The organism is Leyella lascolaii (genome assembly GCF_900079775.1).
GTDB classification, from domain to species: Bacteria; Bacteroidota; Bacteroidia; order Bacteroidales; family Bacteroidaceae; genus Prevotella; species Prevotella lascolaii.
On record NZ_LT556049.1, the window covers coordinates 25,926 to 50,564 of the forward strand.

Annotated in this window: 24 protein-coding genes; 7 read left to right on the top strand and 17 right to left on the bottom strand. The window is 48.9% G+C overall.

Annotation, left to right across the window (positions count from 1 at the left end):
• Nucleotides 1-48: 48 nt before the first annotated feature.
• The 6 genes from rpsB to BN4609_RS10470 all read right to left on the bottom strand — a co-directional run bounded on the left by rpsB (nt 49) and on the right by BN4609_RS10470 (nt 4,526).
• Nucleotides 49-894 (bottom strand): 30S ribosomal protein S2, encoded by an 846-nt coding sequence (gene rpsB / locus BN4609_RS10445; RefSeq protein WP_021992161.1) that lies wholly within the window; start codon nt 892-894, stop codon nt 49-51.
• Nucleotides 895-1,084: 190 nt separating this feature from the next.
• The gene (gene rpsI / locus BN4609_RS10450; RefSeq protein ID WP_021992160.1) at nt 1,085-1,471 is read right to left on the bottom strand and encodes a 30S ribosomal protein S9; all 387 of its coding nucleotides are present in this window, start codon (nt 1,469-1,471) and stop codon (nt 1,085-1,087) included.
• Between the two features lie 8 nt (nt 1,472-1,479).
• Nucleotides 1,480-1,941 carry a 50S ribosomal protein L13 gene (gene rplM / locus BN4609_RS10455; protein ID WP_068856627.1) on the bottom strand — a complete coding sequence of 154 codons (462 nt, stop codon included), beginning with the start codon at nt 1,939-1,941 and terminating at the stop codon, nt 1,480-1,482.
• A 971-nt stretch (nt 1,942-2,912) separates the two neighbouring features.
• A complete protein-coding gene (locus tag BN4609_RS10460; RefSeq protein WP_068856628.1) occupies nt 2,913-3,869 on the bottom strand; it encodes a HipA domain-containing protein in 957 nt (318 codons plus the stop codon).
• 66 nt (nt 3,870-3,935) lie between these two features.
• Nucleotides 3,936-4,262, bottom strand: a complete 327-nt coding sequence (locus BN4609_RS10465) for a HipA N-terminal domain-containing protein (RefSeq protein ID WP_068856629.1) — start codon at nt 4,260-4,262, stop codon at nt 3,936-3,938.
• Between the two features lie 36 nt (nt 4,263-4,298).
• Nucleotides 4,299-4,526 (bottom strand): helix-turn-helix transcriptional regulator, encoded by a 228-nt coding sequence (locus BN4609_RS10470; protein WP_068856630.1) that lies wholly within the window; start codon nt 4,524-4,526, stop codon nt 4,299-4,301.
• Nucleotides 4,527-5,080: 554 nt separating this feature from the next.
• On the opposite strand from BN4609_RS10470, the gene trpS reads away from it, so the two are divergent.
• Nucleotides 5,081-6,172, top strand: coding sequence for a tryptophan--tRNA ligase (gene trpS / locus BN4609_RS10475; RefSeq protein WP_068856631.1), 1,092 nt, complete (start codon nt 5,081-5,083; stop codon nt 6,170-6,172).
• Between the two features lie 92 nt (nt 6,173-6,264).
• Here the strand turns inward: trpS and BN4609_RS10480 are convergent, their stop codons facing one another.
• Entirely contained in the window at nt 6,265-7,233 is a 969-nt protein-coding gene (locus BN4609_RS10480) for a transporter (protein ID WP_068856632.1), read from the bottom strand.
• Nucleotides 7,234-7,647: 414 nt separating this feature from the next.
• Here BN4609_RS10480 and BN4609_RS10485 point away from each other — a divergent pair, with 414 nt between their 5' ends.
• Nucleotides 7,648-8,115 (top strand): GNAT family N-acetyltransferase, encoded by a 468-nt coding sequence (locus tag BN4609_RS10485; protein WP_068856633.1) that lies wholly within the window; start codon nt 7,648-7,650, stop codon nt 8,113-8,115.
• Nucleotides 8,116-8,168: 53 nt separating this feature from the next.
• Nucleotides 8,169-9,191, top strand: a complete 1,023-nt coding sequence (locus BN4609_RS10490) for a hemolysin activation protein (RefSeq protein WP_068856634.1) — start codon at nt 8,169-8,171, stop codon at nt 9,189-9,191.
• A 10-nt stretch (nt 9,192-9,201) separates the two neighbouring features.
• On the opposite strand, the gene BN4609_RS10495 is transcribed toward BN4609_RS10490, so the two are convergent.
• Complete coding sequence (locus BN4609_RS10495) at nt 9,202-10,329, bottom strand: glycosyltransferase family 4 protein (RefSeq protein ID WP_068856635.1); 1,128 nt, start codon at nt 10,327-10,329, stop codon at nt 9,202-9,204.
• A 332-nt stretch (nt 10,330-10,661) separates the two neighbouring features.
• On the opposite strand from BN4609_RS10495, the gene BN4609_RS10500 reads away from it, so the two are divergent.
• Nucleotides 10,662-11,261: a hypothetical protein gene (locus BN4609_RS10500; protein ID WP_068856636.1), complete on the top strand. Its 600-nt coding sequence runs from the start codon at nt 10,662-10,664 to the stop codon at nt 11,259-11,261.
• Nucleotides 11,262-11,264: 3 nt separating this feature from the next.
• A complete protein-coding gene (locus BN4609_RS10505; RefSeq protein ID WP_068856637.1) occupies nt 11,265-12,335 on the top strand; it encodes an XRE family transcriptional regulator in 1,071 nt (356 codons plus the stop codon).
• A gap of 287 nt (nt 12,336-12,622) precedes the next feature.
• Here BN4609_RS10505 and BN4609_RS10510 read toward each other — a convergent pair whose 3' ends face one another.
• From BN4609_RS10510 to BN4609_RS10540, 7 genes are all read right to left on the bottom strand, one after another.
• Complete coding sequence (locus BN4609_RS10510; protein ID WP_068856954.1) at nt 12,623-16,555, bottom strand: Eco57I restriction-modification methylase domain-containing protein; 3,933 nt, start codon at nt 16,553-16,555, stop codon at nt 12,623-12,625.
• A gap of 6 nt (nt 16,556-16,561) precedes the next feature.
• Entirely contained in the window at nt 16,562-17,581 is a 1,020-nt protein-coding gene (locus BN4609_RS10515; protein WP_068856638.1) for a restriction endonuclease subunit M, read from the bottom strand.
• 231 nt (nt 17,582-17,812) lie between these two features.
• Nucleotides 17,813-19,021, bottom strand: coding sequence for a tyrosine-type recombinase/integrase (locus BN4609_RS10520; protein ID WP_068856639.1), 1,209 nt, complete (start codon nt 19,019-19,021; stop codon nt 17,813-17,815).
• A 5-nt stretch (nt 19,022-19,026) separates the two neighbouring features.
• On the bottom strand, nt 19,027-19,686 hold the full coding sequence (locus BN4609_RS10525; protein ID WP_068856640.1) for a hypothetical protein: 660 nt from the start codon (nt 19,684-19,686) through the stop codon (nt 19,027-19,029).
• A gap of 2 nt (nt 19,687-19,688) precedes the next feature.
• Entirely contained in the window at nt 19,689-20,621 is a 933-nt protein-coding gene (locus BN4609_RS10530; protein ID WP_068856641.1) for a relaxase/mobilization nuclease domain-containing protein, read from the bottom strand.
• Entirely contained in the window at nt 20,618-20,983 is a 366-nt protein-coding gene (locus tag BN4609_RS10535; RefSeq protein WP_068856642.1) for a MobC family plasmid mobilization relaxosome protein, read from the bottom strand. Before BN4609_RS10535 ends, BN4609_RS10530 begins: the two co-directional genes overlap by 4 nt.
• Before the next feature lie 192 nt (nt 20,984-21,175).
• Nucleotides 21,176-21,619 carry a DUF3408 domain-containing protein gene (locus tag BN4609_RS10540; protein WP_068856643.1) on the bottom strand — a complete coding sequence of 148 codons (444 nt, stop codon included), beginning with the start codon at nt 21,617-21,619 and terminating at the stop codon, nt 21,176-21,178.
• 543 nt (nt 21,620-22,162) lie between these two features.
• On the opposite strand from BN4609_RS10540, the gene BN4609_RS10545 reads away from it, so the two are divergent.
• Nucleotides 22,163-22,477: a helix-turn-helix domain-containing protein gene (locus tag BN4609_RS10545; protein ID WP_068856644.1), complete on the top strand. Its 315-nt coding sequence runs from the start codon at nt 22,163-22,165 to the stop codon at nt 22,475-22,477.
• A 41-nt stretch (nt 22,478-22,518) separates the two neighbouring features.
• Complete coding sequence (locus BN4609_RS10550; protein WP_068856645.1) at nt 22,519-22,821, top strand: helix-turn-helix domain-containing protein; 303 nt, start codon at nt 22,519-22,521, stop codon at nt 22,819-22,821.
• Nucleotides 22,822-22,917: 96 nt separating this feature from the next.
• Here BN4609_RS10550 and BN4609_RS10555 read toward each other — a convergent pair whose 3' ends face one another.
• Together BN4609_RS10555 and BN4609_RS10560 are read right to left on the bottom strand one after the other, a co-directional pair.
• Nucleotides 22,918-23,292, bottom strand: coding sequence for a virulence RhuM family protein (locus BN4609_RS10555; RefSeq protein ID WP_068856955.1), 375 nt, complete (start codon nt 23,290-23,292; stop codon nt 22,918-22,920).
• A 14-nt stretch (nt 23,293-23,306) separates the two neighbouring features.
• On the bottom strand, nt 23,307-24,638 hold the full coding sequence (locus BN4609_RS10560; protein WP_068856646.1) for a site-specific integrase: 1,332 nt from the start codon (nt 24,636-24,638) through the stop codon (nt 23,307-23,309).
• Nucleotide 24,639 lies beyond the last annotated feature (1 nt).

A 24,639-nucleotide genomic window follows, 5' to 3' on the forward strand; every position in this document is an offset into this window, starting at 1 on the left:
TTTATTATAGTCTTTTGATTATGAATGAATGAATGGTTTCTTATACTGTTACTCTGCAGCCGGTTCCTCAGCAGCGGGAGCCTCTGTTGCCTGAGCGGCAGCCTCTTCGGCGGGAGCGTCCTTGCGTGCCTTGCGTGCGCGCTTCGGTTTTGCGTCGGCGGCAGCCTCAGCCTGTTCTGCGGCAGCCTTCTCGTCTGCCTTCTCAGCCCTGCGCTCCTCCAGACCTTCGGCAATGGCGTTGCAGCATGCTGTAAGAACCACGTCGATGGAGTCCTTGGCGTCGTCGTTGGCAGGTATGACGAAGTCGATGTTCTTCGGATCAGAGTTTGTATCTACCATCGCGAAGACAGGAATACCCAGACGGTTTGCCTCTCTCACGGCGATATTCTCCTTCATCACGTCCACAACGAAGAGTGCGCTGGGCAGGCGTGTCAGGTCTGATATAGAGCCGAGGTTCTTCTCCAGCTTGGCGCGCTGGCGTGTTATCTGCAGCAGCTCGCGCTTCGACAGCTTGGAATAAGTACCGTCGTTCATCAGTTTGTCTATGTTGGCCATCTTCTTAACAGCCTTGCGTATTGTGGGGAAGTTGGTGAGCATGCCGCCCGGCCAGCGTTCGATGACGTAAGGCATATTTACGCTCGTTGCCTTCTCGGCAACGATTTCCTTTGCTTGTTTTTTAGTAGCGACAAACAGGATTTTCTTTCCTGACTTGGCAATCTGCTTGAGAGCGTCCGCAGCCTCGTCAATCTTGGCTACTGTCTTGTGCAGATCGATGATATGAATGCCGTTGCGCTCCATGAAGATATAGGGAGCCATAGCGGGATTCCATTTGCGACGCAGGTGACCGAAGTGGCATCCTGCTTCCAATAACTGGTCAAAGTTAGTTCTTGACATTGTTGTTTTTGTTTGTTTAAATTGTTTACTTTCCTTTTAGTTTTCTCTAACCAGCCTGTGGGTAATCCGTAATACACTACCCGAAGTCTCACAGGCTTGGATACTAAACTCATGCATCCCACGCACCGGACATCACGCCGCGACGCACTGCCATGGCGGCAGCAGACGGCACATCCGGCACAGGACGACATTAACGCTTGCTGAACTGGAAGCGGCGGCGTGCCTTCGGGCGTCCCGGCTTTTTACGCTCAACGGCGCGTGAATCGCGTGTGAGGAAGCCTTTGTCCTTGAGAGTCTTCTTGTCATCGGCATTGATTTTCACCAGCGCGCGTGCTATTGCGAGGCGCAGAGCCTGGCTCTGTCCGGTGTAACCGCCACCGTCAAGATTTGCCTTAATGTCGTATTTGCCTTCCACGTTCAGCAGTTGCAGCGGCTGCTTCACAACATACTGCAGTATGGCTGAGGGGAAATATTTCTCCAGTTCTACCTTATTTATAATGATCTTGCCTGTACCCTCTGTGAGATAAACACGGGCTACAGAAGTCTTGCGGCGACCAATTGCATTTATCATTTCCATCTTACTGTTTATTTATACTGGTTTATATCGATTGTCTTAGGCTTCTGAGCGGCCTTGTCGTGCTCATCGCCCTCAAATACATAAAGGTTATTCAACAGCTTGCGTCCGAGCGGACCTTTGGGCAGCATGCCCTTAACAGCGTGACGAATGATTCTGTCCACACCGTTGGGACGGTTGCGCAAGTCTGCCGGTGTGTTGAAACGCTGTCCGCCAGGATAACCAGTATAACGGGTATAAACCTTGTCGGTCTCCTTCTTTCCGGTGAAAACCACCTTAGAAGCATTGATGATGATTACATTGTCTCCACAGTCAACATGAGGTGTGAAGTTCGGTTTGTACTTTCCGCGGATAAGTTTTGCTACTTTAGAGCAGAGGCGGCCTACCACCTGATCAGTTGCATCAACAACAACCCACTCCTTCTTCGCAGTTTCCTTATTGGCGGAAACAGTCTTGTAACTTAAAGTGTTCATTGTTTAATTTAAATATTACTACTAAAAAACATTATAACTTTGCGCGAGCGATTCACTAACCGTGAGGTCCGGCCAAAGACCTCCACTATTAACACTCTCACGCTGGGGACTCTAAGTGTATCCCCGAAATAATCGGACTGCAAAATTACTTAATTTATTCAGCGGGAGCAAACGGGAACGGCGCGGAGAAAGTAATATTAATAAAATTTAACTGTTTTAGATATTATTAATACCGTTATCAACCTGCACCGACCGCATTACGCACATACGGGACAAGGTGAGGAGGATGACGGAACGGATTCGGAGACGCACAGGATAACGCAAACCGACATTAACAGATGTTCACGTTTGGAGATTCGGATTTAACATATCGTTTTCCGCATTCCGGCATTCCGACAGACAGCCGGCAGTGACCGGAAAGCCCGTCCGGCACCCTCCGGAGGGCGATTTTATATGAATCTCACAGCCGGAAAGGCTCTTCTGCATTGCAGAACATGCCATAGCGGTGTGCGGAAAAGGCTTTCCGGTGGTGCGATACGGGCTTTTTGAGGTCATGAAAAAGGCTTTCCGGTGGTGCGATACGGGCTTTTTGAGGTCATGAAAAAGGCTTTCCGGTGTAATGAAAAAGGCTCTTTGAGGACACGGAACGGGCTTTTCCGCAAAACGGGAAATGCCGTCCCTTAATATCAAACAGCACAAGCGGTTGTATGACAAAGAGTTACGCATTTCACAGAAAAACGCGATTTCCGGTGCAAAATTAAGTCCAAGGGCGTCGCAACCCGGTTTTTCCGCGTTTTTGGAGGATGCCGTTTAACATTCCGGACAGTGCATTTATGATTTTTTAAACAATCGTATATCATATATACAACACCTCACATGGCGTCATGACATATCATATACGATACTATTATATATAATGTGCGGCACTGTCATATATAAGGAACGGCAGCGCGCGCGAGGCACATCCGCTCCTACTTCAGCATCACTATGCGCCGCAGGATGAGGTTCTTGTATTGTCTTTTCATGTCATGCGGCAGGAACGAAGAGTCTATTATCCCGAACCATTTCGGTATGGCGCGGCTGAAGCGTTTAGCCATATTGTCTATCACCTTGGCGTCGACGCCCGACGATGTGATAGACTTTATGAAATCATCTCGCCTGAGCCTGCGCTTCTTACCGTTGAGCGTGAGAGCCAGTTCTTCAGGGTCGCCGGGCATGATGAGCGCGGTCGCCACCATGTCGTAGGCAGGAGTGAGCGTGTAGCCGGTCGTCCCGTTGTTGTAGAGCGAGAAGTTCTTCAGATGCATGTCGGCGTTGCCGGTTATCCACGAGAACACCACCACTTCCCAGAAGTTGACGAGGTCGAGCTTCGGAGCCGCCGAATACTTCTTTATAGCCTTTGCTATCTGCTCGTACGAACCCTTGTATTTATATTCGGTGAGCCTCTCCGTGAGCTGGCACATGTCCTCCATCGGCACCTTCGCGCCCGTCTCCGTGCGGTCCACGCGCCTCGTGATGTAGCACAGCTCGCCGTCGCTGAAGCGTATAAGACTGTGAGGCACCACGCTTATCCTCACAGCCTCGGCAAGGTGCATGGTGACATCCTCAAGCTCGGGCAAAGCCCTGTAGGCGTCGGTCTGCGGCTTGAGGATGAACCGTCCCCACAGACCGACGATGGTGAAGCGGTCGGGCACGTTGCGCCCTCCCTTGTCAATGTCGAGCGACAGCTTTGCCTGCACACCAGTAAGCGTGCTCTGGCTGCGCACCACCTGCCGCGCGAGGTCGCCCAACTGCGCGCGAACGTAAGGCAGAGCCGGTGCCTCGCGCACACCGAAGAACTTCCGCGCACACGCCGGATGATAGTCTTTCTGTCCTTCTTTCAGCGGCTTGTAGCAGTGAAGGCATATTCTTTCCGATTCGTTTTCCATCCCGATAACAGTTTATGAAGTCATTGTCCGTCCTGCCCGATGCGGCTTGCGGAGGCGCGACCACGGTCAGTCGTCGTCCTGTTCGGGCACCACGCTCACCGCCCCTATGCAGTCCTTGCAGCACGCCATGAGCAATGCCATGCGGTCGAGCCGGTTTATCTTCCAGCTCCTCTCCGCTATGCCGAGCAGCCAGCCTTCGGGTATGAGCCCGTCGAAGAAAGGAAACAGCACGGTGGCATGATAAGCCTCCTTCCTCAGAGTGAGCGTGAGGCTCACTGCCTCGGCACCGTCTGAGGCAAGATAAGAGCTGTCGTAGCTGAACGTGAATCCGTTCTCGTCCTCGACAAGACGTCCGGCGAGACGGTCGTAAAGATAAACGCGCGCTGTCTTCATATTCTCTTTAGCATAATGATGTACGTGTCAATGTCCTCACTCCTCACGCTTCCGGCTTCCGCCGCCAGCCTCAACCGCCCCCACCTGTCTGCCGAAGAGGCTCAGCACCTGGTTTATCTTGTCCATGCGCAAGGTCTGTTTGCCCTGTTCGAGCTCACGCACAAAACGGAGTCCCACGCCCGACTTGTCGGCAAGGTCCACCTGCGTGAGGTTGAACTTCTTTCTCATCTCTTTCACAAATGCGGCTATTTCCCTGTCTTCCATATTATACCCGTTTGGGTACAAATATAGCAATTAAACACGTATATTATACCTTTTAGGGTATAATTTTATTGAAATCATTTTATATTATACCCTTTCGGGTGTAATAAGAACACAAATCACAGACAATGACAACCGCCTTGCGCGGACGGAGACACTCCCGTACAGCACCATACAGATTGCCGTAACGGTATATAAGCAGCTGTCCTAAATTAACCTATAAATATAATTACTCATATGTTATATCCGTCTTTCTCATCATCCTATGTGCTCTTCAGGGATTCATTCCGGTGTCTCTTCGGTCGTACATTCCGCCAACCCCACTCTCCGGACTTTGAAATGCAGTTTCTGAACGGCACACAATATGACGGCAATTGATTGGGAACATCTGATTAATCATGACAAAAACGGCATTAAACGGACATTCTCCACTTCCACAGGCGCATTGTTTGGCGTATGTCAGAAAATGTTAGTACCTTTGTGGGCACACTTGGCAACGAAGCGCGCGGGATGCCCACGCCGCCGAGAAACCGTTAACATAACAATATAAAAACACAATGGGAAAAGTAATTCTTACCGGTGACCGCCCTACCGGAAAACTTCATCTGGGCCACTACATAGGTTCGCTGCGCCGCAGGGTGCTGCTTCAGAACGAAGGCAACTACGACCGCATGTTCGTCTTCATGGCTGATGTGCAGGCACTCACCGACAATGCGGAGAATCCTGAGAAGATACGCCGGAACATCATCGAGGTGGCTCTCGACTATCTGGCTGCCGGACTCGATCCGGAGAAATGCACGCTCTTCATACAGAGCCAGATACCCGAGCTTGCCGAACTTACCACATATCTGATGAACCTCATCACCGTGTCGCGCGTGCAGCGCAACCCTACGGTGAAGACAGAGATAAAGATGCGCAACTTCGAGGCTAACATTCCGCTCGGATTCTTCTGCTATCCGGTGAGCCAGGCTGCCGACATCACACTGTTCAAGGCTACCACAGTGCCGGCGGGAGAAGACCAGGAGCCGATGCTGGAGGTGACACGCGAGCTGGTGAGACGCTTCAACCAGACATATGCCGAGGTGCTCGTAGAGCCGGAGATAATGCTGCCAGAGAACGCCACGGCGCGCCGCCTGCCAGGCACCGACGGCAAGGAGAAGATGAGCAAGAGTCTGGGCAACTGCATCTATCTGAGCGACCCGGCTGACGTGGTGTGGCAGAAGGTGCGCTCGATGTACACCGATCCGGACCATCTTCGGGTGGAAGACCCGGGCAAGGTGGAGGGAAACGCGGTGTTCACATATCTTGACGCCTTCTCGACAGACGACGACTTCGCGCAGTACTGGCCCGAGTACAAGAATCTGGACGAGCTCCGCGACCACTACCGCAGGGGCGGACTGGGCGACATGAAGTGCAAGAAGTTTCTCAACACCATCATAAACAACATGCTCGAACCGATGCGCCAGCGTCGCCACGAGTATGAGAAGGACATTCCGGAGATATACAACATCCTGCGCCGGGGCACGGAGAAGGCGCGCGAGACAGCGGCACAGACAATGAGCGAGGTGCGCCATGCAATGCGCATAGACTACTTCGACGACGCCGAACTCATACGCCGTCAGGCAGAATATTTCGCCGGAGGAAAATAAGGAAACGCGGATGCGGGCGCACGGCGCGCCCATCACACATCCTCATACAGCGTCAACGCCGCAGGCACAGTGTGTCTGCGGCGTTGCTGTATTCATCCCGCCTGACCGCGCGAAGCCTTCCGCTCATGGTTCCATATCTCAACGCTGTTTATTATGTTCTGCCATAGTATGTAGCAGCCCGGTCCCACCGACGACAGCGGATTGAGGTAGGTGTAGGATATCCATATGGCGAAGGCGGTGTTCTTCTGTCCGAGTGCCTGTCCGGCATTGACGGTGCTGTCGAAGTAATGACCTATGAACCGTCCCACGGCAAACTGCATCAGGCACAGGATAAATACCACTACGGCTATCGCTATGAGGAATGTCCAGGTGGTGTCGGCATGCACTATGTTCTTCACAGTGGTGCCGCTGACAATCATAAGGGAACCGCACCACAGGTAGTAAGCCAGATCCTTCACTGAGAGTATGGCGCGGTGGAGGCGCCGCATATGGTGTTTCACGACATAGGCGAACAGCATCGGAGCCACAAGCACCGTACACACCTTATATAATATGATGAAGAACGCCTCGAAGAACGACATGTGCGCGCCCTTCTCTATGAGCGGAAGGCACAACGGTATGAGCAGAGCAGTGATGAAGTTTGACAGAAACGTGTATGCCGTCATCTGCTCTATGTCGCCTCCTATCTTCCTCACCACCACGGCGGCGGCTGACGCGCACGGTCCGATGACGCATATAAGCATAGCCTCCATGAGCACAAGACTGTCGCCGGTCATGCCGAACCCCACCACAAGAGCCGTGATAAGCACTACCGTGAGCAACTGGAACGCACTCACCCAAAGATGCCACGGCACTATGCGGAGCTTTCTGAAGTCTACCTTGCAGAAGGTTACGAAGAGCACGAGAAACATGAACACGGGCAGCATGGCGTCGAGAACGGGCGCGAAGAAGGCGGAGGCTGCGCTCAGCGAGGGGGTGAAGGCGAACGTGAGATAGAATATGGCTCCCATGGCAATGGCTATGGCGAGAGTCCAGTCTTTTATGAACCTGATGACACTCATAACGTTTTGGATTTGTCTTACAGGTGACAAAATTAGCACAAAATTATCATATTCGTCGCCCCGCAAACGCTTTTTTTGGCACACAGATTGCGTAGAATAAGATAATGGAGAGACTTGCGGAGGCGTTTGTCGGTTTTTTATCGTATCTTTGCATAAGCCGTGCTGCACTCGGGAAAGTGAAAACCTGTTTTCTTTCCGCTCGTTTGCTACGGCTTTGCATAAGTCAGGCTGGCACTCGGGAAAATAAGAGCAAGCTCTTTTCCGCTCATTGGCACTGACTTTGCATAAGCCGTGCTGCACTCGGGAAAGTGAAAACCTGTTTTCTTTCCGCTCGTTTGCTACGGTTTTGCATAATTCAGGCTGGCACTCGGGAAAACAAGAGCAAGCTCAATGTTATTATAAAACGATGGAATAATGAACATACGCAGAGCGTCTGAAAAAGACATACCACAGATAAAGAAACTGCTCGATCAGGTGAACGCCGTGCATCATGAGGGGCGTCCGGACCTGTTCCGTCTCGGGCGGAAATATGACGACGGAGAACTCAAGGACATATTACAGGACGACAGACGTCCGGTCTTTGTGGCGGCTGACAGCAGCGACACGGCTGTGGGATATGTTTTCTGCGTGCTGCAAAAACCCGGAGACAGCCATATTCTCGAACCTGTCACCACCCTGTATATAGACGACCTGTGCGTAGACAAGGACTGTCGCGGACAGCACATCGGCACGGAGCTTTACCGGCATGTGCTCGACTTCGCGCGCGAGAAAGGCTGCCACAACCTCACACTCAACGTGTGGAGCTGCAACCCGGAGGCAATGAGGTTTTACGAGCGTTGCGGACTGACACCGCAGAAGGTGTGCATGGAACAGATTATCTGACAGCCGCGACGCGGTTATTACACCCGGACAATCATCAGAAAAGGCAAAAGACAATGGACAAACAACCGGCAAAAGTGGATGTGGCGGTACTCATCCTGTTCTTCAACCGCCCCGAAAGACTCAAGGAAGTGTTCGATGAAGTGAGGAAGGCAAGACCATCGCGGCTCTTCCTCTATCAGGACGGACCGCGCGGCGGGCACGACATTGCCGGCATCGAGGCATGCCGGCGCGTGGTGGAGGACATTGACTGGGAGTGCGACGTACGCCGGATGTACCAACAGCGCAACTACGGCTGCGACCCGTCGGAGTACATATCGCAGAAATGGGCGTTCTCCATCGTCGACAAATGCATAGTGCTTGAGGACGACGATGTGCCGTCGCAGTCGTTCTTCCCGTTCTGTAAGGAGATGCTCGACCGTTATGAGCACGACGAGCGCATCACCATGATAGCAGGCTTCAACAGCGACGAGGTGACGCCGGGGGTGCCGTGCGACTACTTCTTCACGTCGGTGTTCTCCATATGGGGATGGGCTTCGTGGAGGCGGGTCGTAGACACGTGGGACGCTTCCTATGCCTTTCTTGACGACGAGTTCGCCATGAGCCAGCTCAAAGGAGTGATGCGCCAGAGACGCTATTGTGCCGACACGCTGCGCGCATGCTACGACCACCGCCCCTCTGGAAAGGAGTATTATGAGACTATCTTCTGGTCTGCCATGGTGATGAACAGCGGACTCGCCATCATGCCTACACGCAACATGATAAACAACCGGGGCGCGACCGAAGGCTCCACCCATTTCGCAGGAAGCCTCGCCACAATGCCACGGAGGCTGCGGAGACTGTTCACAATGAGACGCTTTGAGGTGGATTTCCCGCTGAGACACCCGCGTTATGTCATAGAGAATGTGGAGTACAAGGAGCGGACATACCGCACCTACGGCTACGGACATCCGTGGATAAAGGCTGGAAGGTCGGTAGAGGAGCTTCTGCTCAACCTTCGCTACGGCAACTTCGGCATCATTGCGCGCGCCGTACGACGCCGTCTGGCAAAATGGATGGGACGCGACAGCCACAAATAAGGGGCACGGCTCATCCGAGATAAATCCTTTCGTATTCTTCCTGCATATGTCTTATGCCGAACCGCGACATGGCATATGCCTTGGCTTCAGCACCGAGCGAGCGGAGGTCGGAGCGTGGTATGACTTCTCTGAACAGCCGGAGGAAAGCCTCATCATCATTGCCGCTCACCTTCAGGAGCCATGAGGGAGGCAACGTGTCGCCCAGACCAGGACAGTCGTTTGCCACGACTGGCAGACCCGCCATGCTCGCCTCGATGGACATTATGCTCAGACCTTCAAACTCGGAGGGCATGAACAGGCAGTCGAAAGATGAGAGCACGCCCGACAGGCCGTACATCGGCGGAGTAAGAGTGGCATTGCCGCACCGCGCCACGGCACGCTCCACGTCGGGCAGAAGACTGCCGTCGCCCATCACATGAAAGTGATAACGCCTGTCGCCAGCCATGCTCCCGAGCAGCCTTATAAGATGTTCCACTCCTTTCTGACGCTCCATTCTTCCGGCAAAGAGAACGTTGATGCAGCCTTCCTTTATCCCTGCATACGGCTTTTGGGCAACAGGCTGCACACCATTATATATAATAGGAAGAGTCTGTCCGTAGGCTTTCGCGTAGCACGACTGCACCGACGGCGATATAGCCACGTTGCTCGCGGCGCGCTGAAAGAACCGTTCCATGTGTCTGCCGAGCCTTTCCTGACCCGTCCAGAGGCGCGTGTTGTGCACCGTCCGCACTATGCGGCAGCGGCGAGTCCATGGAAAGAGGAGGCGGAAAAAGCGTATACACATGTCCGGAGTCTCCGTGTGCACGTGTACGACATCGGGTCGCCAGCACATGTATACGGGCAGGAACCACAGCGGAAAGCACAGTGCTGCGATGCGTTCGAAAAGAAAGTGGAAGCGTATGTCGGGCATGTGCGCGCGGTGGAAGCGTATGCCCGAGCGGTTGAGACCGCCGATGAACTCACGTGTGAAAGGCGTAGAGGCGCGCATCACCTCCACCATGTGATATTCCGTTCCTGCCGTATGGGATGACGCTATGTTTGCCGCCACCTTCTCGGCACCGCCCAAATCGAAGTGGGTCACTATGTGGAAGATACGCACGGGACGCTTTCTTCCGTCATGCTTTCCGGTGTCTGTCATTGCATTATGGTTTTTCTTATTGTCCAAATGTTGCGCTAAGTGAAATATTCTTGTAAATCAGAAAGTTATCCTCAATCAAAAAGAGAATAGGTAATGGTTTGGAAACCACCGAACTTCACCATTCTGCTCATCTTCAATAAGTCAATCAACTGGGACAAAGGTACGAAATAAATTTGAGAATGTTCCATAAAAACACTTTTTAAACGATAGATGTATATAAACAAATTATTGCGAAATGTTAAAATACGAGCAAATGGAATATTTTTCTACATATTGTTGCTTGTATTCGGAATATTTTCCGTATATTTGTTACCAGATTAAAAAATTAAATTATGGAGATATTTCAGACATCTTTATTCCCTTCAAGGAAGGGAGAGTTTAAACCCGATGAGTTCAAAAATGCAATCCATGGTACCCCATTTTTAGAATGCGTAAAAAATGGATTAAACAATGGCTTTCGTAGAATGCGAGAAACTTTTGCAGCAGGTGATATGTCAATGCGGAATGAATCCAACTTTTTACATGAGGCTATTTTTAATAGTATAAGGACTCAGATTGATACCTATATGCCAACTTGGAATGTAAATTTTTCTACCAATAAAATTGGTTCTGAAAGGTTGTTCTTTACATTTGGGGACTATATCTTTATTCTTAAGATTACTGGGGCAAAAACTAATGACACCAAGCCGTCACGATGTATTGAATATCAAGAAGCGGATAAGCATATTATCACTTTGGAATACACCTTAGATGACATGCGGGAATCAATACAATCTGCATATTTCCAATATAAAAAGGGTAAATCGTCAACTTACATTATGTCTGTTCCATTGTATCAACCTTTTGAAATCCAAGAAGAAGCTCAATCGGAAGATATAAAAATAGAAGTGAAGAAGCCAATACTAAAGGTTTCAAAGAAAAAAGCGAAGTAAAATATGAACCCATTTAATTATGAGAAGTTAGAGATAGCTCGATTACTCAGACAAAAGACCCAAAAAGACGTTGTTAAAGATGTTGGAATATCACAATCAACTTTATCTAAAGCTGAACATGGGTTATTGGAGTTGTCTGATGATATGATGCAGAAATTGAGCCAATACTACGACATGCCTATTGAGTTTTTTTCCGAAATGTATGAGGTTCCACCTGTAGGTTATCTATATTATAGACGGAAATTGACTATAACAAACAAAATAATAGATTCTTTCATAGCGAAAGTACAAATTTTCAAGGCTATCATAGATTCTCTTATGCAATCAGTTGAACTTCCAGATTATACCCTAGACAACTATAGACCAAGCGAAGATTTATCTCCCAAAGAAATAGCGCATAAAATTCGCTTTTCTTTGAAAGTATTTCATGGACCTGTTCCTAATTTAAGTACTTTATTGGAAAATAATGGAATTGTGATAGTTCGGTTTGATTTCGGAACCGAAAAAATTGACGGTGTTTCAGCTATAACAAATGAAAATAGGAAGGTTATGTTCATTAATAGCCAAATGCCTGATGATAGAATTCGGTTTTCTATGGCTCATGAATTAGGACATATTATTATGCACATTGCAAATCCACCAAAATCAAGTGAAGAGGCTGAAAGAGAAGCGGATGAATTTGCAACAGAGTTTTTAATGCCCGAACTTGAAATACGTCCGATGTTGGAAGATTTAACAATTTCAACCTTAGCCACACTCAAAAGAAGATGGAGAGTATCCATGCATGCAATAGTGAGAAGAGCTAAAGATTTGGAAGTTATTAGTAATCAACAATATCGCAATATGCAAATTTATTTTTCAAAGAAAGGATACACTAAATCAGAACCAATACAATTGCCAATTGAGCAACCTACAATTCTGAAAGAAACATTACGATTATACAAAGATGAGCTTGGATATTCTGACCAAGATTTGATGAGCATAATGCATATAAATAAGAATGATTTTGCAGAATGGTTTGCACCACAACCTAAAATTATAAGGCTTCAACCGATTTTTAATAAGAGTATTTAGGAATAGCGTGTTCTTGGCTATATAATTCAAGAATAAAAACATAGGAGATTAAGCATATGGCAACGAATCCACCGTCTGGTGACGGACATCGTAATGGGGCAGTGAAAGGACGTTCACAGACTTTCAATCCCAAGACAGAACAATGGGTAAAACGAGATTCCGAAACAGGTCGTTTTATGGATGTTAAGAAAGATGGTACGCCATTCAAAGGCGTAAGGAAAGAAAAATGATTATTGCTTATAGCGAAGGTGGGCGAGTTATCCCCACCTTCGCTTTAATTTATACTTTTACTGCATTGGTTTTATCATCTTTTCGATGAATGCAATTTCTTCATCGGTTAGATGATATTTGATATAAAGTTGTTGGTCTATTTCGGGTATTGTTCCACTCCAATTAATATCACCATTTATGGTAAAATCTTGAATCGGAACAAATGCAAAACATTCCTTTGTCACATTTACAGAAGTTATCCCTTGCCGAAGAAAAAAACGAGCAAATTTCGTTAGAAGATACTTTTTATAATTCGTAGCTTCTTCCAATGTACAGAAGACAGCTGTATCAATGTAAGTTTCAGTATTAATTTCAGCAGGGGATAGTATTTGAGGCTCGGTTAATACCCGATATCCTTCACCCGGTTTAACACTCATTTCACCATTGCTGGGAACAAAACGACCAACAATTATCTTAAATTGGTCTATATACTCAATACCCTTAGATATGTCTGTGCGATAAACTTTCGCCCATCCTTTGCTTGTAAGTATCTTCACATCACCTTTATCACTTCCTCGAAAATATGTTCTAAATCCAAATGGATTGATTGAAAGAACAAGACTATTCAGATATGATATGGATTTTGATGTTATTTTTTCAAGGATAGAAACAGCCGCATTTGAACGAATAAGTGTATCAAATTGATTTAAGTATCGGTTTGCCGTAATATCTTTTAAGGCATTATAATTTGTTACCTTACAAGTTCCATTATAATTCGCATCCCATAAGAACGTACAAAGCCCGCCTGCAATATCAACCGTAGGAAAAAGGTCTTTGCTTAGCTCGTAGTCATGTAGTTGAGAAAGATGAGTATCAGAAATCATATCAGAACGAAATTCATCCAAACCTCTTCCACCCGCATACCAACGTGCAGGCATTATCAAACTTATATAATCAGGATGTACTCGTTTTGCAATATTCATAAAGTATTGATACACAGGAACGGCTCCTCTATCAGTGCCTCCGTCCATAACCTGATACGGTGGATTTCCTACTATCGCATTGAATTTCATATTGTCGTCATCATTAGCTTTCCAGAACGAGCGTCCCTTTGCCATCTTCTCGATGAAGTTCTGGGGTTTGTTCTTGATTTGGTTGATTAAATCCTCGAAATAACGTGTGTTTACTTTGGTTTTTCGGAAGCCTACCAGCGTCCGCTTGGTGATACTCTTTGCCATCGGTGTCTTGCACACCACGAAGATGTTCTCCGCCACCACCTTGTCCCATACCGCCTGTTGTTCCTCCAACGTGTCGGCGGAAATGGTGCTGTCTTTCAGCCGCGCCCGATAGATGCCGTAAGCCATGTAAAGCGGATACAGGCCGGACTTGGAGTTGATTTCCAATATCCGTGCATCGGAAGTGAATACCTCAGCCGTCACCTTGCCGTGGTCAATGAAACGTGGCTCGTAAAGCGTGTACTCGTATTCCTTGTCAAAGAAGTTGTAGCCACCCAGACAGTCGCCGAGGTGCATGTTCACCACGCGCCACGGCGTAAGCACGGTTTCCTTATCCGGATTGCGGAAGGTGCTGAAAATGTCCGTGATGCGTCCGATGCGTTTTTCCACACTTAGCTTGTCCGCAGCCTTGGCCATCGCACGGATGCGCTTGCCTGCCGCACGGAAGATGTCTGGGTCGTAGTATTTCTTGAAGGTGTTGAACTTCTGCTTGCTCACCCCCTTGGGCATAAACTCTTGCCACGAACGCGGGTCTATCTTCTCGGCGAAGTTGTCAATGGTGATTTCCTCGTCCTCGTTCTCCAACTCCGCACCATAGATGAGCAAAGGCATACGGATGGAAATGCCCCGGAGAATAGAAATGGCCGCCTCACGGTTTTTCGTCTTCTTTTTCAGTTCTTCCAGTCTGCGCTTCTCTTCCTCGGTAAGTTCCTTCTTGGATTTCTTCTCCAGCTTCTCCTTCTCCTCGTATTCCTCGCCCGTCAGCCCTTGGTTGTTGATGTCCACCTGATTGGTCTTGGGCATCGCCTTGGTCTGGCCGATTATCTTTTTCAGGTCGTCAAACTCCTGCAACTCCAAATCGCCCAGTTTCAACAGTTCGTCATTGTAAAGGCTGTTGTCCTCGAAGCCGTTGCGTACCACGCGCTCCACATAGACTTTCTTGAGCTGCTCCAGCATACGAGGCACATCAAACTTGTCCATCCGGGAGCCTTCAATGGAAATAACCGGACAGAAGTTGAGGAAGTCGCCCATAATCTTGCGGTCGTTCTGTGAGGTCTTTCCCGCCTTAGCGGAAATCTTGGCGGTCTCGGCAAGCACACGCAAGGTGCGGTCGGGGGCAAAGTCGAACACGTAACACTGCTCCTTCACACGCCCGTTGATGGTGGCAGGGGTCTGCACCCGGAAAATAGTCTGCATATAACTGGATGCCGCCGTATTGTATGAGCCGGACAGCATGAACACAGCCGTCCATGCAGGAACGCTTACACCCGTTGTCAAACGCCCGCAGGACAGGGTAATGGTGCGTGTCGCATCTGGGTCTTTGCCGATGGCGTTGTTCACCGCTTCCAAGGCATCGCGGCTTTCCTCGTCCTCATCGCCGTCACCAGCCACGTTGACGATGTTAAAATACTGGAATACTGGATGCCGCTGTAACAACGCACTGAGTGCCTTGGCCTCCTTTACCCCCGGAAGCATCCACAGCGTATGCCGAAAGATACCCCGGTATTCCTCGTTGGCAAAAGGATAACAGCTATCCTTGTCCTCCTTGGTCAGCAGGTTGAGGAAAGCGGGAACATCCCGTTCGTGGACAAAGCCGCCATCCTCGTTCACGCGGAAGAACTCGCGGAAATTGAACGCTACGTCCTCATCGGCGAACTCTTTGAGCAAGCGTCCGAGGTCGTAGGTATAGATGTTCATGACGGGCAGTGCTGCGTAGGGATTCGGGTCGCCCTGATGTACCCTGTCCCATTCCTGTTTGGCGCGTTGCTCCATCACGTAGTCCCAGGTGTATATCTCGTCCTCCTTGAAATCGTCCAGTAGGTTGAACGGTGTTCCTGACAAGCGCAGGACTTTTGTATCGTCCTTGACCAGTTCCGCCATCACCGCCTTGCCCAGTTCCGTCTGTGTGCCCTCGTGCGCCTCGTCCACGATAATCAAGTCCCAAGGCGTGGCGAACACTTCATTGTTCTTATCGAAGTTGCCGCCCACCAGTTCCGAGCCGCGTAAGTCCTGCATAGAAGCGAAATAAACGTAATGCAGACCGTTAGCCTTTGTCCGCCGTTCAAGGCTCTCGTGACTGTCCCCGTTGTTCTTCGAGCCGTAGGCAAAATCACTCCGGTCATAAAATATCTTGCCGAAGTCCTCGAACCATCCGCTGTCCACCACGGGACGGTGGGTCAGAATGAGTGTCCGCCGGAAATCCATGTCCTTGACCACCTGCAAGGCGGACAGGGTCTTGCCGAAACGCATCTTGGCATTCCACAGCATCTGATTGCTTTTCTTGAACTGCCGCTTGGTCTTGTCGATGGCTTCCCGCTGCTCGGGACGGAAGATGATTGGGCTTCGCCCGTATGCCACCTCTCCCGGCAAAAGGGATTCCTTGCCCTCCTTGACGGCTGCGATGGCACGTTTCACAACATCCAAGTTGGTGATGAACCATTCGTTGGCTCCGTTCACCTTGTCAAACACTTTCTTCTTTACGCCGGAACGCTCCAATACGACATGGACTTCCTTGTCGTTGAATGAACGCAAGCCTCCCCGGTTGTAGAGAGCCAACTCGGTGTAAAGCAACTCATAGCGGATGCCTGCCGTCTGCGTGTATTGGTTGATGCGTTTCCTTGCCGCCTCGTTCAAGGGCTTGCTGTTCGGTGCCAGCCCGATGACGTTCCCGTCGTCACAGGTGGCCTCGCCTATTTTCAGACAGCCCTCGTGTTCGGCATCGTTGATGCGGAACACATATATCAGCTTCAGTTTCAGGGAAGAGAAGTATTTCATAGGCATTCATTTTAGGAGGTCGATATATTTGATTCGCTTGCCTTTGCGTCCGGTCTGAGGATCTTTGGCCCGCCAGTCCTTGATAAGGCAATACGTCCCGTTGTGCTTGAATATGTTATCCGTTCTGCATCCCTCGCAAGGAGTGACAATTTCCTTGCTTTCACCGAAAAGGGACACTTCCGTGTGTACCTTGTCCTTGCAACTCCCGGGGACAACGCCTTTCAGCCCGTCCATCTGCCACACGTTCCACGAGATAATATAGGCGATGTAATTGATGGATTTTTGCAAAGGGTTCTTGCCGAATTTGGCACGGTAATACTCGATGAAAGAATAGAGCATGGACTCACGGGCGATGAGCAGGCTGTCACCCTGCCATTCGTAAGCGTATGTACTCTTGTAGGCTTCCTGTGCAGCTTCCAGCCACAGGCCGGAAGTGTCTGTATTCTCGCTGACGACCCGCAGTTTCCGGTCAAGCAGGCCTATACGCTCGACGATGGGAATGACAGCCCCAGTGGTGGTATCATAGCGGCTGACTATATAGGGAGCTTCGCCACAGGTGATTTCAAGACGGGTGTCACGCACATAGTCTTTCCATGTTTTTCCTTCGGGAAAAGTTATCTTGTCAGAATTCGTTGTCCATCCGTACGTGCCATCCTCTGACGTGTATTCCGTGTTGAACACGTCTTTCCTGCCGAACCACGCTTCATCAATGAGGTTGTTCTGCGCGTTGCACACCCATGAAGGGGTGAACACCTCCGCCATGTCCCGTACACGCGCCGACTGGGTGTCCCTGTGCTTCAGGATGCGTGGCATGATGACCTGTCCGTTTTCGCCCGTAATAAGCCCCGGCAATATCGGGTCATGGTAGCCATACCCTTCGCCGAGGTGTTCATAATCGGAAGTTGCCCAGAAGATATTGCACACGGCATCGCCCCTGCTCGTCGTATGGTCTTTGAGCAGGGTCGCCAACAGTTCCGGAGAAGCCCGGAGGATGTCGTTCTCCAATATGTCCGCTATGTCTGGCATGTCTGATACGCTTGGGGCAAAGCGTATCTCCTGACGGGAGATACACTATCGGGTGCAAATTTACACATTTTTGCGAAAAATGAGCAGTTTGCACCCGGCTAAAATACACTTGACAAGCATAAAAGCAGCCAAAAATAGCCTTTGTTTTACAAGCCAACAGGAAACAATCTGATTATCAGCCTTTATTCTCTCCCGTCAGAAGCACCGCCATTGTTTTCAAACAATCCCTGCCTATAAGTCTTTTAGGATGATAGAGTTCGCCTTGTCTATCACCGAACCGTCCAAGGAGGCGAGATAGATACGTGTGGTTTCTTCCGAATCATGTCCCATACCTTCGCTGATGACTGAAATAGGTATGTTCTTGCTTTTGGCAATACTTGCCCATGAATGCCGGCTCACATACATGGTAAGCGGTGTCGTTATTCCGCACAGCCGGGCGATTTCCTTCAGATACTTGTTGATACGGAACATCGTGCTCTTGTATTGGCTGCGCAAATTGATGGATGGAAGCTTGAGGATGGGAAGCAGATAATCCTCGGAACAGCCTGCCGCATATTGGGCGACAATCGCTTCCATGCAGCTTTCCCATTTGATGTGCAATTGCTGCCCCGTCTTATGCCTGCGGTAACTCAATATCCCGTTCTTCAGGTCGGACTTCTTGAGGTACGCCATGTCAATGAACGACATACCACGGGTGTAAAACGAAAAGAGGAACATGTCCCTCGCCAGTTCCCAATGCGGTTTCCCGCTCAGGTTAAGTTCCTTAATGTGCTTGATGTCTTTGAAATGGATGGCACGTTTTGGGGTCTTGTCCATTCCGGTATAGACATGCTTGAATGGATGCTTTTGCACGGTCAGCCCTTTTTCCACGGCACGGTTGTAGGCGGCACGGAGGATACGCATATAAAATGATATAGTGTTCAAAGACACGCTTTTCATCTTCAACCAAGCCTCGTATTCCATCATCAGGTCCGCATCCATATCATCTAACTGCACATCCTTGTTGCGTCTGAAACGCATGAAACTGGATAATGCCGCCGAATAGGTTTCTGATGTCCGTTCCCTGTTTAACCGCCTTAACTGAGCGATGACCGATTCCATGAAGCTGTAGAAGGACTGCAATTCAGATATTTCACGGAAACGGCTTATGATGGCATCTGTGGAGCAACTATCTTTACAAGACAACTCTTTGATAACGGATTCCAACCTCCCCACATCCCGGTTCACTTGCTGGACAATCAACCGAAGGTGATGCTTCCTTTCTGCCGGAAGCATGGTGGGTATGTCAATCATTGACAACTTCCCGTTCCATTCGCTTTCAAATATCCGGTAGTCCGTCCTGATGTGTCGGACCACGCGGTTGTGGATCACTTGATAATAAATGCTGCCCTCCTTGCCGTCTATGGAAGAAGGACGGAATTTTGCTTTTACTGATGCCATCCACGTTACTTTTTGTTATTGGTAATTTGTTCCACTTTCAACTTCTCCTGCATCAGGCTGTCGGAAACAGCCTTCAAATCCCTGTCATAATCGTCAGCCTCTTGGCGCAACCACTCTATGGTTTCCTCGTCACGCCGGATGTCAAACACATCGTTCAGCCAAAGGATAGTCTTTGCATCGCAACCTCCCCATGAACGAATAATCCGGAACTTCAGCGCATCGTCCGCATACTGACATCTGGACTGCCAAAGTTCGATGTTGCCCCAGATGGATAGACCGCAAACGACACCCATGACGACCAAAAAGGAAAACACCTTGCTTGACTTGATGTCGAAGCTGTGGCGGTGGATATGTTCCTGCGGTTCGTTCACCTGTCCGTTAGCACTTCGAGTAAACGATTCTTTCAAATCACGCAACAGATTCAGAATCCGGTTTGACGTGTAGACTTCCGCCTCTCCGAATTTGGTCAGTATGGCTTTAGTCTGTTCCCGGTTTTCTCTGGCAGAAGTATTCAGCAATTCCTTTATGGGAGCCAAATCCATTGCCGGAGGCTGTCCGTCTGACTGGTTGTTGCTTACTTTCGGAGTATTCTCCAACTTGCTGTTTATACTCTTTAAGGCACTTTTGATGTCCTCAAAGAGCGCATACACTTCGTTATTATCCATGTTTATAAACTGATTTTACGTTGTTTCTTTTTCTTACGTTTTAACTGTTTCTCAAAATAGTTCTCATCTGCCTGACCGTTTGTAGCATTCGGCATGAGCAAGCCTATGGAACCACTGTACAAATCATCGTTGCCCATCACTTCAGATTGCAGTGTCGGCTGTTCGGAAACCTGATTGCCCGTCATTATCCTTTGCTGTTCCTCCTGCCTGTTGGCGTTCATAGCCTCGTCTATCTTGGAATAGCTGAACCGCCTGTCAATCTTGGAGCCGCTGAACGAATAGCCGTTCTTGGAGAATATGACACCCTGTACCTCGTTCGACTTGCCTTTGTACTTGAACTGCATTTTCACTCCTTGTTTTTCCAGATTAACGGCTAACTGCCGCCAGTTACCGTATCTTGAAACTTCCGATTTAAGGAGAAAATAAAGTTCATATTTAGTCTTGTCCGGTTCTTTCAGCCGATGCAGTTTCACCTTTTCCTTGCCTTCGGATACGTACAGACCGTACTTCCGTGTCAGTTCCTTGCAGATACGTGTGCTACGTATCCGCTCGTTCTGGTCGCTGATTGTCCTGCCGTCATTAGCGATGCGGTTGAATGCGATATGCACGTGCGGATGCTCCTTATCAAAGTGGCGCACGACAAGAACCTGTGTGTCCTTTATACTCATTCTCTCCAAGTATTCCAATGCAATTCCTGCCATTGTCCGATCGGTAAGGCGGTGTTCGTCCTCTCTGGAGAATGCCAGTGCAATATGTCCGACAGGCTTCGTCACTCTCGGATTCATCCCTGACTGCGCCTCAAAACTCATGACTATCGTGTCCTTATCTTCGGAAAACAAGCCGTCACTAACAAGGATTTCGGCATCCTTTTCCTTGTCAAGAATGTAGTTCACCACCCCCCTGAAATTACTACCCTTGACGATTTTGGCTATCATAGGAAGATAAGGTTCAGAAGTTCCTCGATACGTGCCACGAGCACGCGGCACTCCACTCTCACCGTGACGAAGCCTGCGGCATTCGCCTTGTGCGCAATCTGGTTCAGATTGTTTGCCATACCGCACAGCTTGCGGACATAATTCGTGTGTTCTGGCGTGAGCCGTTCCTTCACATGGCAGCTTCTCATACACTCGCGCAGGAATTCCCCGGCAGATATGCCTGCGCTCCGAGCCTTGCCTTTCAGGGTGTAGTAGTCCGATGTCGCCATCTTCACCGTGAGACGGTATTTCAGCTTGTCTGCCGCCTCCTTCTTGGGGCGACCGCCCTTCTTTCTTCTATTAATTTTTTGTTTTTGTTCCATCTGTAAGATTCAAATTCTAATGTCTATAATGTTGATACTGATTAGACCAACGGGATGCGGCTTCCACGAGTTTTTGAGAGTGGGAGCAGGCGGTTTCGGTATGCCCGAAACACAAACTTGCTCCCCTCAAAACTCCGTTGGATTGGTTCAGAGTAACTCCGAATAACATCCCGTAAACCTGCTCCTTAATTCTCAGAGTTTACGCCATGCCTCGATGTCCTCCCCGTAGGTGGCAAGGTGGTGGCGGGCGATGTTCTCCATCAGTCCCGACACGCTCATCCTGCGACTGCCGAACAGGCTGACGATGCGGTCGAGGGCATCGCGTGTGTCGCGGCTGAGGAACACGGGCTTCCGGTCTTCGATGGACGGTACCGGGAGGAACATTGCCTTGTATTCCTCCAGCGATGCCCTGCGTTGCTTGCCGCTGACACGGTGTATCACCTGCGGGCTTCCATCCGTATTTTCCTGCACGGTTTCACCTGTTTGTTCATTCATGTTCTCATCCGTACCTGTCTGTACATCCTCGTACTCCTGTGCCGGCATACCGGCGGACTTCTGTTCTTCCACTTCCGGCTTGGTTCCCAAAAAGATTTTCAACTCTTCATCCATCGTCTGGTTGCTTACGTTCTTTCTCATACTTGTTTGAATTAAATGTTTAACAATAGTGGTCGTAGTGCGCACATTTGACCGATTATCGGCAGCAAAGGAAATGGATATAATGCAGGAAGTCAAATACTTGGATTGGCTGTGGCAACAATGTGGCATTTTGCATTTTTCATGTATGATTAGTGGTGGATGATTCACCGATTTGCCACGGAGGTAAAGAATAGCCGTTTAATATTTAAGGGCTTAATCTGACCGGATAAGACGAAAATAAAAATGTTTTCAGGGGGCTTGATTGGAGAATCATCTTGCATACATGGTATCCGAAATGCGCCACAGGCTACCGTACCAGCGTCAAATGCTGCCACAATGATGCGGGTTGGTTGGAATCTGCCGAAGTTGGCTTTTCTTTGTACAGTCGGCAACCGGAAGGGTTGTTGCGGAATATAGAATTAAGCCAATCCCTACCACTTGCAGCCACAAGCTGCCAGTCAGTAATAAAGCCATTGTCCGATGTTGGTATTGGCTTTACTTTGCAGACAAACAGGATTACCAACAATAAAAACAGTATATGCAATGAATGAATTTGTGATTATCTCGAAAGACGTGTTTGAAGAAATGGTCGGGAAGTTCAACCGCTTCTCCGACCGGGTGAATGAAATCCTCGGCAAGAGGGAGGAAGGACGGCTCAGCCGCTGGATGGACAATCAGGATGTCTGCCAGCAGCTGCGTATCAGTCCGAGAACCTTGCAGACGCTTCGTGACAACGGAACGCTGGCTTACTCCCAAATTGGACATAAGATTTTCTACAAGCCGGAGGATGTGCTGCGTATCGTACGGCTTGTAGAGGACAGACGAAAGGATGCCGCCTATCGGGGAAAGACCATCTGAATATAATTGAATTTATTGTACCACTAAATCCACTGTAATAAATGAACAAAACGATTATGACTAACGATGAATGGGCTGTCGGCTTCATGGAGCAATTGGATTCCATGCTCAACGGCATTGAAAGCATGAACGAAAAAAGCAAGGCTTCATTCGGTAATGAACGCTTCCTGACGGACAAGGAAGTGTCGGCATGGCTCAAAGTGAGCCGACGTACCTTGCAGGATTATCGTAACAACGGGATGGTGTCCTATTACCAGTTGGGTGGTAAGATTCTCTACAAGGAATCTGACATCGAAAAGCTGGTGATGGGCGGGTATCGGAATGCTTACCGAACGGAAACATAATTTTGTAAAGTGTGAAAGGAACAGAAGCCGATGGAGACAGGTAAATTACCCGGCCATCGGCTTCTTGCATTATTATCATTATAGGTACAAACAACACTAACATTTGTATCGCGGATTGGCTTCGGACAGTGAAAAGAACAAATGAATGGGCTTTTCCTGATTGGGCGCATACAGCCTTTCCATAATGAACATTCTGAAAACCATACATTCCCTGCTGCGTAGTCTGAATGCAAGAGCTATGACGATTTCAAGGCTGTACACCATGTAACGTGTCCCGTCTTCCTGTCTGATGTAGCACATGGTTGTTTCTTCCAACAGTTCATGATTCTTATAAATATCACGGATAGCCTTGCGGATGTCACAGCAGAATACCATAAACAGGTCTGACATTTCCTGCTGTGTCATCCAAACAGGATCGGTCGGTATCGTGACCATTCCTATTTCACTAATTGTAATGATTCCTCGTTCCATGTTTGTATTATTTTTCATTTGTCAGAATTTCGTTTACATTCCTTTTTCCAGCCGCTGTAATTGCCACATTTGAATACACGTGAGGGCATTCCGTCATCAGGCAAGGAGAACTTGCCTTTGGTCGTTTCGGACAATACAGCCAAATCCCGGCTTACTTTCTGGTTGGTGATTTCCGCATAGATTTGGGTCGTCCGAATGGAGGAATGTCCCATCATCTTGCTGATGCTCTCTATCGGAACACCGTTGTTCAGACAAATCAGTGTTGCGAAGGAGTGTCGGCTTTGATAGTAGGTAAGGTGGCATTCCAAGCCGCATTGTTCGGCAATCATTTTCAGGCTACGGTTGAGGTTTCCGGTAATTGGCACATAAAACAGCTTACCGTCTTTTCCTTCTCCGCGATACTTTTCAATGATGCGCAGGGGGATATCTAACAACTTGATATGACACTCCGCTTTGGTTTTCTGTCGGGCAATGTGAATCCACTTGCTGCCATCCTCTTTCGTGATGATGTTGTCCTCTGTCAGGTTAGCCAAGTCAGCCCTCCCGATACCCGTAAAAGTCGAAAAGACGAAAAGGTCTCTCGTATGGCAAAGCCTGTATGTAGGCAGTTTAGCATTCAACAGCTTTTCAAACTGCTCGCCCGTCAGGTAGCGGTGGTTCACCGGGACTTTCTCAATCTTATGTCCTGCAAACGGGTCGCGTTTGAGGATATGCTTCTTCAGGGCGAGCCGAGTCATCTTGTGCAGCAGAATGAGATAGTCGTTGTATGCCGACACTTTCAATTTAAGTACGGTGGAAAGATAGAATGTGAAGTCTGTCATAAAGCGCATGGTCAGCGAACGCAATGGCATGTCCTCCATGTCATACTTGTACTTCATAAAATTGTGGATATGCTTGCGTGTGGTCAGGTATCGGATATAACTGTGCCTTGTCCTGTCAATGCCCACACGTTTGGCGTATTCCTCATTATGTTCGTCCATCAATGCGAGAAGGGTTTCTTTTACCTGCGACTTACCAGTTACGGCATTCTTGATGATTTCAGCCGACACGAAGCCATAGCTGTCCACATTTTCCTTATAGGCGATACGGGCTTTGGCTTCCAATGCGGACAAGGTATCGTTCAATCTGAACAACTCCTTTTTCTTCTCGCCTGCAAGGTTTTCCTTGCGTCCGTCCATAATTGCCTTGCCTGCATCGGCATCCCAATATACAGGTTCAATTTCCAATCCTGTGGAATACTGACTCACCTTGCCGTCAAGGGTAATACGTCCCATAATGGGGCATTTGCCGTTTTTCTTTACCTTTTGTCGGTTGATGTAAAACAATAGTTTGAACGTACTTCGCATG

Excerpts from the sequence above, each read along its gene's own strand:
- rpsB (WP_021992161.1), bottom strand. The coding sequence starts at position 894 with ATGTCAAGAACTAACTTTGACCAGTTATTGGAAGCAGGATGCCACTTC.
- rpsI (WP_021992160.1), bottom strand. The coding sequence starts at position 1,471 with ATGGAAATGATAAATGCAATTGGTCGCCGCAAGACTTCTGTAGCCCGT.
- rplM (WP_068856627.1), bottom strand. The coding sequence starts at position 1,941 with ATGAACACTTTAAGTTACAAGACTGTTTCCGCCAATAAGGAAACTGCG.
- BN4609_RS10460 (WP_068856628.1), bottom strand. The coding sequence starts at position 3,869 with ATGGAAAACGAATCGGAAAGAATATGCCTTCACTGCTACAAGCCGCTG.
- BN4609_RS10465 (WP_068856629.1), bottom strand. The coding sequence starts at position 4,262 with ATGAAGACAGCGCGCGTTTATCTTTACGACCGTCTCGCCGGACGTCTT.
- BN4609_RS10470 (WP_068856630.1), bottom strand. The coding sequence starts at position 4,526 with ATGGAAGACAGGGAAATAGCCGCATTTGTGAAAGAGATGAGAAAGAAG.
- trpS (WP_068856631.1), top strand. The coding sequence starts at position 5,081 with ATGGGAAAAGTAATTCTTACCGGTGACCGCCCTACCGGAAAACTTCAT.
- BN4609_RS10480 (WP_068856632.1), bottom strand. The coding sequence starts at position 7,233 with ATGAGTGTCATCAGGTTCATAAAAGACTGGACTCTCGCCATAGCCATT.
- BN4609_RS10485 (WP_068856633.1), top strand. The coding sequence starts at position 7,648 with ATGAACATACGCAGAGCGTCTGAAAAAGACATACCACAGATAAAGAAA.
- BN4609_RS10490 (WP_068856634.1), top strand. The coding sequence starts at position 8,169 with ATGGACAAACAACCGGCAAAAGTGGATGTGGCGGTACTCATCCTGTTC.
- BN4609_RS10495 (WP_068856635.1), bottom strand. The coding sequence starts at position 10,329 with ATGACAGACACCGGAAAGCATGACGGAAGAAAGCGTCCCGTGCGTATC.
- BN4609_RS10500 (WP_068856636.1), top strand. The coding sequence starts at position 10,662 with ATGGAGATATTTCAGACATCTTTATTCCCTTCAAGGAAGGGAGAGTTT.
- BN4609_RS10505 (WP_068856637.1), top strand. The coding sequence starts at position 11,265 with ATGAACCCATTTAATTATGAGAAGTTAGAGATAGCTCGATTACTCAGA.
- BN4609_RS10510 (WP_068856954.1), bottom strand. The coding sequence starts at position 16,555 with ATGAAATACTTCTCTTCCCTGAAACTGAAGCTGATATATGTGTTCCGC.
- BN4609_RS10515 (WP_068856638.1), bottom strand. The coding sequence starts at position 17,581 with ATGCCAGACATAGCGGACATATTGGAGAACGACATCCTCCGGGCTTCT.
- BN4609_RS10520 (WP_068856639.1), bottom strand. The coding sequence starts at position 19,021 with ATGGCATCAGTAAAAGCAAAATTCCGTCCTTCTTCCATAGACGGCAAG.
- BN4609_RS10525 (WP_068856640.1), bottom strand. The coding sequence starts at position 19,686 with ATGGATAATAACGAAGTGTATGCGCTCTTTGAGGACATCAAAAGTGCC.
- BN4609_RS10530 (WP_068856641.1), bottom strand. The coding sequence starts at position 20,621 with ATGATAGCCAAAATCGTCAAGGGTAGTAATTTCAGGGGGGTGGTGAAC.
- BN4609_RS10535 (WP_068856642.1), bottom strand. The coding sequence starts at position 20,983 with ATGGAACAAAAACAAAAAATTAATAGAAGAAAGAAGGGCGGTCGCCCC.
- BN4609_RS10540 (WP_068856643.1), bottom strand. The coding sequence starts at position 21,619 with ATGAGAAAGAACGTAAGCAACCAGACGATGGATGAAGAGTTGAAAATC.
- BN4609_RS10545 (WP_068856644.1), top strand. The coding sequence starts at position 22,163 with ATGAATGAATTTGTGATTATCTCGAAAGACGTGTTTGAAGAAATGGTC.
- BN4609_RS10550 (WP_068856645.1), top strand. The coding sequence starts at position 22,519 with ATGAACAAAACGATTATGACTAACGATGAATGGGCTGTCGGCTTCATG.
- BN4609_RS10555 (WP_068856955.1), bottom strand. The coding sequence starts at position 23,292 with ATGGAACGAGGAATCATTACAATTAGTGAAATAGGAATGGTCACGATA.
- BN4609_RS10560 (WP_068856646.1), bottom strand. The coding sequence starts at position 24,638 with ATGCGAAGTACGTTCAAACTATTGTTTTACATCAACCGACAAAAGGTA.